This window comes from Micromonospora sp. DT233 (assembly GCF_049841815.1).
Classification (GTDB): Bacteria; Actinomycetota; Actinomycetes; order Mycobacteriales; family Micromonosporaceae; genus Micromonospora.
Genome location: NZ_JBNCLB010000006.1, coordinates 329,712 through 339,381, shown reverse-complemented (window position 1 = coordinate 339,381; position 9,670 = coordinate 329,712). Strand labels below are relative to the sequence as shown.

Sequence of the window (9,670 nt, the reverse complement as noted above, 5' to 3'; positions counted from 1 at the left end):
CCTCAGCAGGAGCCCGTCCGGGGCTTTTCCGTACCCGCACCCGGCGCTTCCGCGCCGGGCACTTTTACTACGTTACCTCACCGTCTCGGCCGTGTCAAACCGAATGTTCCGGTCTGTCATGCTTCGTACGGTTGGTGCGCCGACGACCACGCAGCGGCGAACCGCTGTGCTTGTCGTCGGATTTGGCAGGCCGGCCGTCGTGGTCTCCCACGATCCCGCCCGGTTCCCTGCCGGTCGCCAACCCTACCCGGTCGGTTGCGCCGCTCCAAATCCGCCTCGCGGCGAATCGGTGGCCCCGCCCGTCCGTGCTCCGAGGTGCACAACCCTCGACGCCCGGCAGTTGTTCCGGCGCTCCGGCCTCCGGGGCTTTCACCCTGTTCGTCCGTTCCGCGCTGGCAGAGAGAAAGTTACGCGTCCGTGGGTTTGATCGTCAAATCGGCGGGTAGCGGTCCGCGTCACATCATCCGCGACGAAGAATACGCCCAGGTCAGGGGCGTCCCTTCCGACGCGCCGCCCGCCAACCCCGAACGCCCAGGACGCCGACCACCGTGCCGATCGCCAACGACGCCCCGATCAACAGGGCGTGCACCCAGAGGAAGCCGGTCGGCGCACCCTGCGCCACCGTCCCGCTCGCCCAGGCGCGCGGGTCGTTCCAGATGGCGACGGCAAACCGGGGCCAGATCACCCAGGTCCAGACGCCGACCCCGACGAGGAAGAGGGCCCAGCCGCGCGACAACACCATGGTTGGCGAGTATGCCAGCGCGAGGAGGCACACCGTCCGTCTTCGCGCCCGTGGGTCGGGCCTGTCCCATCGGCACGGGCCTCGATAGGTTGAGCTCCTCAGGAGTCTTCGTGGAGGGGAAACCCGGGCCCGTGTCGCACATCGAGAAGATCACCGATGAACTTCGGGCGCTCTCCACGGGCGTGGAGCGGGCGCGGGGGCTGGCCGGCGCAGCCCACAAGCAGGCCCAGGAGGTGGCGCTACGGGCCGCCGGGGCGGGCTTCGCCGCCGTGGCCGCCGGGATGGTGCGGGTGCAGGGGTCGATCTCCGAGATCCAGGGCGGGCTGGGTGGCCTGGCCACCTCGATCGCCGAGGCGACGAAGGCCGCCGCCGCGGTGCCCGAGCGCGCCACCGCGCAGGAGACCATCGCCGGCCTGGCCCCGGTGCAGAGCGCCGTGGACGGCGTACGCGACGGCACCGCCGCGACCATCGCCCGCGTCGGCGAGGTGCAGCAGCTCGCCACCATGGTCCTGCAGGGCGGTCAGCCGGGCCCGATGCTGTCGGGGCTGGAGAACATCAAGCAGGTGCTGACCATGCTGGCGCAGCGCACCGGCACCGCCCGGCAGGCCGTGGAGGTCGCGATCGTCGAGGCCCGACAGCTCGGGTCCTCGGGAAACTGACCGCCGTCGAGTGCTCCACGGCGCCTACCCCGCCGTCGAGGCCGTAGCTGACGAAGCCCGCCGACTTGTTGTGCCACTCCCCGTACAGGTAGTCGATCGCGTTCTTGAGCACGCCGGGGAATGGAGTGGTTGTACTCCGGCGTGACGAAGACGAAGCCGTCGTACGAGGCGATGGTCTCCGCCCACCGCCTGGTGTGCTCGGCCGTGTAGTGCTGGGTGCCCATGGCCGCGGGGACCGCCTCGTCGAGGTGCGGCGGGTGGTGGTCGGCGAGGTCGACGATGTCGTAGTCCGCGTCCCCCCCGCTGGGAGGCCAGCTTGTGGACCCACTGGCCCACCGCCTCGCCGCGCCGTCCGGGCCGGGTGCTGCCGATGACGTCCCGTCCCATGCCGACCTGGAAGAACAGCGGCATCACGATCAGCCCGCCGCCGCCCAGGACGAGCTTCTCGACGGCTTCTCGACGGCCGAACGGCACACCTTCGAGACCCTGCTGCGCCGCCTGGCCGACATCCCGCCGCCCTGACCAGCACCCCCTCGGGCCGCAGTCCCAGCGGGCCCGCGACCGCCCCGGCGCGACGACGAAGGGCCTCGAAACAGGCCGGCCGACCCGGCGGCCATCGACGCCTATAGTGTTTCCATGCGCTCACAACCGGTGATGTCGATCGACGAGGCGCGTGCCTGGCTCGCCCAGATCATGCCCGACCTGCACCGGCTCCGAGTGGAGACCCTCGACGGCAACCGCCTCGTCTGCGCCGCCGGCCCCGACGGTCTGGAGCGCCGGATGAACGGCACGCTCTCCGGGCCGGCCCTGTTCTGGGCCATGGACCTGACCGGCTTCGTCGCGGTCAACGTGCTGCTCGGCCCCGCGCCCGCGACGGTGCTCGCCAACAGCAGCATCAGCTTCCTGGAACCGGCCGAGCCCGGGGTGCTGCGCGTCGCCGCGGAGGTGGTCAAGCTCGCCAGCCGGTCGGCGGTCGTGGACGTGCGTACCAGCGACCACCGTGACCGGCTGGTCGCCATGGCCACGCTGCACTTCGCCCTGCCGTCGCGGGCGACCCGGGCGGCGCTCGCCGATCAGGCCGCGGCGGCGGCGACGTAGGTGCCGCGCTGCCACGGGTAGCTCGGCAGCGAGACCACCGCCCGGCCGGGGGCGACCGGCACCGGCTCGTCCGGGGCGAGCGTACGCACGGCGGGGTGGGTCGAGCCGGCGGCGAGCGCCGCCAGGGCCGCCGCCGCGTCGCCCGGCGCGACCGCCCGCACCCAGACCGCGTGCCGGAGCCGGGCCCGCCCGGCGTTGGCGGTGCAGGCGAACGCCGGGTAGTCGGCGTCCGGCAGGGCGGCCAGGTGCGCGGCGTAGCGGCGGGCCAGCGCGGCCAGCGCGGCCGGGGTGGCGGCCGACACCAGGATCCCGTCCGCCGCCGGCACGGTCCCGGCCGGCTCGGGCGGCGGGGCCGGCGACAGCACGGCGTACGCGTTGGTGCCGCTCATGCCGTACGAGCTGGTCGACGCGCAGCCGCCGATCCGGTCGTCCCAGGGCACCGCCGTCACCGGGAACTCGATGCCGGTGCCCGGCAGGTCGATGCGGGGGTTGGGCGCGCGGAAGTTGGCCTGCGGCGCGATGGTGCGATGGTGCAGGCAGAGCACGGTCTTGATCAGCCCGAGCACCCCGGCGGCCGACTCGGTGTGGCCGACGTTGCCCTTCACCGAGCCCACGTAGAGCGGTCGGCCGTCGTCGCGGCCCAGCGCCGCGCCGACCGCCGCCAGCTCCAGGGGGTCGCCGAGCGGGGTGCCCGTGCCGTGCGCCTCGTGGTAGCCGACGTCCTCGGCGCGCAGGCCGGCCGCCGTCAGCACCGAGTCGACGAGTCTCGCCTGGGCCGCCACGTTCGGCGTGGTGAACGTCGCGGTCCGCCCGTCGTGGTTGATCCCGGTCCCGCTGATCACGGCGAGGACCCGGTCGCGGTCCCGGCGGGCGTCGGCGAGCCGCTTGAGCAGGAGGATGCCGCAGCCCTCGCCCCGGACGAACCCGTTCGCGTCGGCGTCGAAGGGCCGCGACCGGCCGTCGGGTGAGAGCGCGCCGGTCTGCCCCACCGACCGGGTGGTGTCCGGGGCCAGGATGAGGTTGACCCCGCCCGCGACCGCGACGTCGCAGTCACCCGCCGCCAGCGCCCGGCCGGCGGTGTGCACGGCGACCAGCGACGACGAGCAGGCCGTGTCCAGCGCGAACACCGGACCCCCCAGGCCCAGGGTGTACGCGATCCGCCCGGCGGCGAAGCTGTGGCCGTTGCCGATGGTCCAGTACGAGTTCGGGTCGCCGCCCAGCCACTGCCAGTAGTCCCGGCCGGTGATGCCGACGAAGACGCCGGTGGCCTCGGCGACGCCGGCCACCGGGATCGCGGCGTGCTCGAACGCCTCCCAGGCGACCTCCAGCAGCAGCCGGTGCTGCGGGTCGAGCACGCGCGCCTCCTTCGGCGCGATGCCGAAGAACTTCGGGTCGAAGTCGAAGGGTGCGTGCAGGTAGCCGCCCCGGGTGACCATGCCGTCCCACTGCACACCGAACGGCCCGCGCCGATCCTCGGGCAGGTCGCCGGTGAGGTCGCGGGCCTCCAGGATCGCCGACCAGTACGCGTCGAGGGTGTCGACGCCGCCCGGCGCGCGGACGGCCATCCCGACGACCGCGATCGGCTCGGCCACTACAGCACCCGGCGCATCCAGCCGTGGGCGTCCGCGACCCGGCCGTACTGGATGTCCAGCAGATGCTGGCGGAACTGCTGGGTGTGCTCGCCGGGCTGGCCGTCGCCGACCGTGGCGGAGAACTCCTCGCTCTTGAAGCCGACGATCGGCGTGATCACGGCCGCCGTGCCGGCGGCGAACGCCTCGGTGACCGACCCGTCGGCGAGCCCGTCGCGGATCTCGTCCAGCCCGATCGACCGCTCGATCGGCTTGAGGCCGTGGTCGGCGGCGAGGGTCAGCACGCTGTCGCGGGTCACCCCGTCGAGGATGGTGCCCAGGCCCGGGGTGATGAGCTGCTTGTCGGCGGTCACGAAGAAGACGTTCATCGTGCCCGACTCGTCGATGTCGCGCCGCTGCTCGCCGCCGAGGTAGAGCACCTGCTCGCAGCCGTGCTCCAGCGCCTCGCGCTGCGGTTGCAGGCTGGCGGCGTAGTTGCCGCCGCACTTCGCCGCCCCGGTGCCGCCGATCGCCGCCCGGCTGTACCGGGTGCTGATCCAGAGCGTCACGCCGGTGACGCCGCCGGGGAAGTACGACCCGGCCGGGCAGGCGATCACGCAGTAGGTGACCCGGGTGGCCGGGCGCACCCCGAGGAACGCCTCCGAGGCGAACATGAACGGCCGCAGGTAGAGGCTCTGCTCGCCGCCGTACGCCGGCACCCACTCCTGGTCGGCGCGGACCAGCGCCGCCGCGCTCTCCACGAAGGTCTCCTCGTCGAGCTCGGGCAGGACCAGCCGCCGGGCGGACAGGGCGAAGCGCCGGGCGTTGAGCTCCGGGCGGAACAGCCAGACGCTGTCGTCCGCGCGCCGGAATGCCTTGAGCCCTTCGAGGATCTCCTGCGCGTAGTGCAGGACCGCCGCGCCGGGGTGCAGGGTGAACGGGGCCAGGGCACCGACGCGGTGGTCGTGCCAGCCCGCCTCCGGCGTCCACTCGGCGGTGACCATGTGGTCGGTGAAGTGCCGGCCGAACCCGGGGTCGGCGAGGATCTCCTCCCGCGTCGGCTGCGGGGTCGGGTGGTCGGTTCGCGTCAGCGGGAACTGGACGGTCATGCGAACTCTCCTCGCGGGGGTCGGTCGGTGAAGACGGCGACGCAGTTCTGCCCGCCGAAGCCGAAGGCGTTGGTCAGCGCGGCCCGCACGGGCAGCTCCCGGGCCTGGTGGGGCACGTAGTCCAGGTCGCACTCCGGGTCCGGCTCGTGCAGGTTGACCGTGGGCGGCACGACCTGGTCCCGGATCGCCATGGCGCAGACCAGGGCGCCGAGCGCCCCGGCCGCGCCGATCAGGTGGCCGAGCATCGACTTGGGCGCGCTGACCGCGACCCGGTCGGCCGCGTCGCCGAGGGCGGCCCGGATCGCGATGGTCTCCGTCCGGTCGTTGGCCTTGGTCGAGGTGCCGTGGGCGCAGATGTAGTCGACGTCGTCGGGGCCCAGCCCGCTGTGGGTCAGGGCCCGCCGGATCGCCGCCGTGGCGTGCACGCCGCCGGGTGCGGGCGCGCTGACGTGGAAGGCGTCGCTGGTCAGGGCGCCACCGGCGAGGACGGCGTAGTGGCCGGCGCCGCGCCGGCGGGCGTGCTCGGCCGACTCCAGCACCAGCACCACGGCGCCCTCGCCGAAGACGAACCCGTCCCGGTCGGCCGAGAAGGGCCGGCTGGCGCCGGCCGGGTCGTCGTTGCGCTGCGACATCGCGCCCATGCTGACCAGGCCCGCGAACATGACCGGGGTGATCGCCGCGTCGGTGCCGCCGCAGACCACCACGTCGGCCTCGCCGCTGAGGATCAGCCGGCGGGCGTCGAGCAGCGCGTACGCGCCGCTGGCGCAGGCCAGCGCGCTGGCGTTGACCGGCCCGTGCGCGCCCAGGTCGATGGCGACCTCGCAGGCGGGCATGTTGGTCAGCGACGACGGCACGAACTGGGCGCTGGGCGCGGCCGGCACGGGTGCCAGCAGTTGCCGGGTGGCTGCCTCGACGGTGTCGAAGCCCGCGACGGCGGCGTTGACCACCACGCCCACCCGGTCGGCGTTGCCCTCGTCGACGGTGAGCCCGGCGTCGGCGACCGCCTCCCGGGCGGCGACCACGGCGAACTGGCTGAACCGGGCCATCCGGCGGGCCCGTTTGGCGGTGAAGTGCTGCCCCGGCTCGAAGCCCCGCACCTCGGCGGCGATGCGGGTGGGCAGGTCACCGGCGTCGAAGGCGGTGACCGGGCCGACGCCGGACTTGCCGGCCAGCAGGGCGTGCCAGGTGCTCTCGCGGTCCAGGCCCAGCGGCGTGACCGCGCCGATGCCGGTGATGACGACGCCGCCCCCTACCATCCCGCCTCGGCCTCATCTCTCTGGCGTCGAACGACTGACAGCACCCTATCAATCGCCGTCAGTGCGCGGAATCCGTGCGGGGCTGCGGAAACGTCCCCGCTGCTCACGCCGGGCACCCGGATTCGCGGGCGGTCACGGGGGCCGCCCGCCACCCGTCGGGCCCGGTCCCGGCGGGCGGGGCGGCCGCGCAGAGCACGTACTCCGTCGGGGCCGCCACCCCGGTCCGGCCGGGCAGCAGGTCGAGCACCCGCCGGTGCAGGGCCTGCGGGGCGGCCGCCGGGTCGGCGACGTACGCGGTCAGCTTCCCGGTGCCGCCCGGGTCGGCGAGGACGGCCGCCTCGGCACCGTCCGCCGCCCGGCGGACCAGCTCCGCCACGTCGTCCGGGCGCACCCAGCCGGTCGGGGTGCGGACCCAGTCGGGGCCGCGCCGGGCGGGGGTCAGGCCGATGCGGGCGGCGACCTCGCCGACGCGGACCTCGCCGGCGACGGCGTCGCAGAGCAGCGTCTCGATCCCCGTCAGGATCGTCGCGCCGAGCGACCCCGGCAGGTACGCGGTGTCGACCAGCAGCCCCAGCCGGCACACCCCGTCGCCCTGGTTGCTGGCGGCCACCATGAACTTCATGTCGCTGCGGGGCAGCGGGTCCAGCCGCGTGTACGCCGAGCGGCCGCGCAGCTCGGTGAGCCGGGCCGGCGTGGCGTCCGGGCTGGTCGCGGCCCAGTCGTTGCCCCGGTGGCCGTTGTTGAAGTACGTGGTGAGGTCGAGCGACGCGCCCCGCCGCCGGCCGGTGGCCTCGATTAGCTCCGCGACGGCGGCGGGGTCGCACTGGGCCCGGCGGTACGCGTCGAACGCCGGCCGGTGCATCCGCCGGACGGCGGTGAGCAGGTCGACGTCGGCGTCGGGGGCGTCGACCGCCAGCAGGGCGTCCAGCGTGTTGAGGGCGATCAGGTCGCGGCTGCGCCGGTCGAGGCGGTTGCCGGCGATCAGCTTGAACACCGCCGTGTCGTGGCCGTTGTAGGCGGTCAGGACGACCGTGGTCAGGCAGAGCAGCACCGTCGAGAACGAGGTGCGGGTGCGGGCGGCCAGCGTGGCCGCCGCCGCCGTGACCGCCGCCGAGTCCAGTAGGTGCCGCTCGATGGGCTGCTCGCCGGTCTGCGCGCGGGGCAGGTCGAACATCGAGGCCGGCGCCGTCGCCAACCCCTGCTCCCAGTGCCGCAGCCCCAGCCGGCTCTGCTGCCGCCCGGCCGCCGACCGCTCGAAGGCGGCCTGCTGCAACGGCTGCGGGACGCCGGCCGGTTTCTCGGCGGCCGACTGCGGGACGCCGCCGCCGGCCGGTTTCGAAGGGGCCGACTGCGCATTGCCGCCGCCGGCAGCCGGGGTGCCCGGTCGGCCGGCGGTGGTGGTGAGCGGGTCGCGCAGCAGGTTGACCAGGGCGTTGAATGACCAGCCGTCGAGGGCCAGGTGCGAGCCGACGAGCGCGACGGCGGTGACCCGGCGCTCCCCGTCGACCACGCAGCCGACCCGCAGCGGCCACTCGGCCTCGTGGTCGAAGGCGGTCTCGGCCAGCCGGGCGGCCAGCTCGCCGCCGGTGCGGGCCGGGTCGGCGTGGTCGTCGGCGACCGTGACCGGGTACGTCCCCGACGCGGCGACCTCCTGCCGTGGCCCGTCCGCCCGCTGCACGTAGTGGGTCCGCAACGTCTGGTGCGTCTCGATCAGCTCGCGCAGCGCCGCCAGCAGCCGGTCCTGCCCCACCGGCTCGGGCAGCGGGAGCGCCTGGGCGATGTTGAACTGGTTGGCCTGGGCGCCGTACCACTGCATCGGCCCCCACATCACGCTCTGCGCCCAGGTCAGCGGCCCGGACTCGGCGGCCTCGCCGGTGTGGAACGGCAGGCCGACGGGGGCGAGCACCGCCGCGTCGCCGCTGGTCGGGTCACTCACCGGGGTTCTCCCGCCGCGCTTCGACCGGGCGGACGCCGGTGGTGGCCGGCGCACCGGCCGGCGCGGACTTCGGGGTCAGGCGCAGCGGCAGGTGGTCCAGCCCTCGGAACGCCGGGCTGGGAATCTTGACCAGCTCGCCGATGAGCGCGATGTCGTCGGTGCGGTCCATCAGCATCCGCAGGAAGGTGGCCGCCTGGAGCCGGGCCAGGTGCCGGCCGACGCAGGTGTGGATGCCCGCGCCGAAGCCCAGGTGGTCGTCCATGCGCCGGTCGATCCGGTACGAGTCGGGGTCAGGGAACTTGCGCGGGTCGCGGTTGGCCGCCGCGAAGGACAACTCGACCCGGGCGCCCTCCGGGATGGTGGTGTTGCCGACGAGCACGTCCGTCGTGGCGGTGCGGAAGACGTTCTGCACCGGCGGGTAGAAGCGGGCCGTCTCCTCGATCGTCGAAGCGACGAGGTCGGGGCGGCTGCGCAGCAGGCGGAACTGGTCGGGGTGGTGCAGCAGGGCGTCGAGCATGCTGCCCAGGAAGTGCGTCATCGTCTCCTGGCCGCCGACGAGCAGGGTGAGGCAGAGCCAGAGGATCTCGTTCTCGGTCACCCCGCCCCGCTCGGCGGCGGCGAAGAGCTTCGTGATCACGTCCCGGGCCGGCGGCCGGGTCCGGCGTTCCTTGATCAGGCCCCCCAGGAAGGTGGAGAGCCCGGCGACCGAGGAGAGCGCCGACTTGGCGGCCTGCAACCGCAGCGCGTTCTCGTCGGGGTCATCCGGCGCCGACTCCCCCACCTTCGCGTTGGCCACGAAGCTCTCCAGCACCCCGGCGGTGAGCTTGAGCTTGGCGATGTCGTCGCCGGGCAACCCGACGATCGTGGTGACCACCTTCACGGGCAGCAGGATGATCGCCTGCTGGACGAGGTCGATGTCGCCGGTGGCGACCGCCTCGTCGAGCAGCTCACCGCAGGCCTGCTCGATGAGCGGACGCCAGAACTGCACGCCCTCGGGGGCGAAGTCGTGCCGGACCAGCCGGCGCAGCCGGGTGTGGTCGGGCTGGTCGAGCCCGAAGAGCACGGGCAGCGTCGAGCGGTGGTAGGCGATCCCCTCGGCGGAGGAGAGGGCCGCGTGGTCCTTCGCCGCCACGCGCACGTGGTCGTACCGGATGACCAGCCACATGTCGCGCTCCGCGAGGTACAGCGGCTCCTCGGCCCGCAGCAGCCGGGCGTACGCGGGGTAGGGGTCGTCCATGGCGCTCGGGGAGAAGGGATCGAACTCGTCGGTGTGCGTCGCGCTGGTCACGGGCGGATCCTCCG

At 74.0% G+C, this 9,670-nt stretch carries 10 protein-coding genes and 1 pseudogene; 3 read left to right on the top strand and 8 right to left on the bottom strand.

Annotated elements, in window-relative coordinates:
- Window positions 1-487 precede the first annotated feature (487 nt).
- Window positions 488-742, bottom strand: coding sequence for an SCO4848 family membrane protein (locus ACLQ2V_RS17045; RefSeq protein ID WP_425719460.1), 255 nt, complete (start codon window positions 740-742; stop codon window positions 488-490).
- Window positions 743-873: 131 nt separating this feature from the next.
- On the opposite strand from ACLQ2V_RS17045, the gene ACLQ2V_RS17040 reads away from it, so the two are divergent.
- Complete coding sequence (locus ACLQ2V_RS17040; RefSeq protein ID WP_425719475.1) at window positions 874-1,401, top strand: DUF6244 family protein; 528 nt, start codon at window positions 874-876, stop codon at window positions 1,399-1,401.
- Here ACLQ2V_RS17040 and ACLQ2V_RS17035 read toward each other — a convergent pair.
- Together ACLQ2V_RS17035 and ACLQ2V_RS17030 are read right to left on the bottom strand one after the other, a co-directional pair.
- Window positions 1,298-1,513, bottom strand: coding sequence for an NAD(P)H-dependent oxidoreductase (locus ACLQ2V_RS17035; protein ID WP_425719459.1), 216 nt, complete (start codon window positions 1,511-1,513; stop codon window positions 1,298-1,300). The two genes, ACLQ2V_RS17040 and ACLQ2V_RS17035, sit on opposite strands and share 104 nt — an antisense overlap.
- A 70-nt stretch (window positions 1,514-1,583) precedes the next feature.
- Window positions 1,584-1,682, bottom strand: a pseudogene (locus tag ACLQ2V_RS17030) (NADPH-dependent FMN reductase); the annotation flags it as partial.
- A gap of 37 nt (window positions 1,683-1,719) precedes the next feature.
- On the opposite strand from ACLQ2V_RS17030, the gene ACLQ2V_RS17025 reads away from it, so the two are divergent.
- Entirely contained in the window at window positions 1,720-1,923 is a 204-nt protein-coding gene (locus ACLQ2V_RS17025) for a hypothetical protein (protein WP_425719458.1), read from the top strand.
- Window positions 1,924-2,037: 114 nt separating this feature from the next.
- Window positions 2,038-2,499, top strand: a complete 462-nt coding sequence (locus tag ACLQ2V_RS17020) for a PaaI family thioesterase (RefSeq protein WP_425719457.1) — start codon at window positions 2,038-2,040, stop codon at window positions 2,497-2,499.
- On the opposite strand, the gene ACLQ2V_RS17015 is transcribed toward ACLQ2V_RS17020, so the two are convergent.
- The 5 genes from ACLQ2V_RS17015 to ACLQ2V_RS16995 all read right to left on the bottom strand — a co-directional run bounded on the left by ACLQ2V_RS17015 (window position 2,475) and on the right by ACLQ2V_RS16995 (window position 9,656).
- Window positions 2,475-4,091 (bottom strand): polyketide synthase, encoded by a 1,617-nt coding sequence (locus ACLQ2V_RS17015; protein WP_425719456.1) that lies wholly within the window; start codon window positions 4,089-4,091, stop codon window positions 2,475-2,477. The two genes, ACLQ2V_RS17020 and ACLQ2V_RS17015, sit on opposite strands and share 25 nt — an antisense overlap.
- Window positions 4,091-5,176 carry a branched-chain amino acid aminotransferase gene (locus tag ACLQ2V_RS17010; protein WP_425719455.1) on the bottom strand — a complete coding sequence of 362 codons (1,086 nt, stop codon included), beginning with the start codon at window positions 5,174-5,176 and terminating at the stop codon, window positions 4,091-4,093. Before ACLQ2V_RS17010 ends, ACLQ2V_RS17015 begins: the two co-directional genes overlap by 1 nt.
- Entirely contained in the window at window positions 5,173-6,432 is a 1,260-nt protein-coding gene (gene fabF, locus ACLQ2V_RS17005) for a beta-ketoacyl-ACP synthase II (protein ID WP_425719454.1), read from the bottom strand. Before fabF ends, ACLQ2V_RS17010 begins: the two co-directional genes overlap by 4 nt.
- A 103-nt stretch (window positions 6,433-6,535) precedes the next feature.
- Window positions 6,536-8,368 carry a condensation domain-containing protein gene (locus tag ACLQ2V_RS17000; protein WP_425719453.1) on the bottom strand — a complete coding sequence of 611 codons (1,833 nt, stop codon included), beginning with the start codon at window positions 8,366-8,368 and terminating at the stop codon, window positions 6,536-6,538.
- A complete protein-coding gene (locus ACLQ2V_RS16995) occupies window positions 8,361-9,656 on the bottom strand; it encodes a cytochrome P450 (RefSeq protein ID WP_425719452.1) in 1,296 nt (431 codons plus the stop codon). Before ACLQ2V_RS16995 ends, ACLQ2V_RS17000 begins: the two co-directional genes overlap by 8 nt.
- Between the last annotated feature and the right edge of the window lie 14 nt (window positions 9,657-9,670).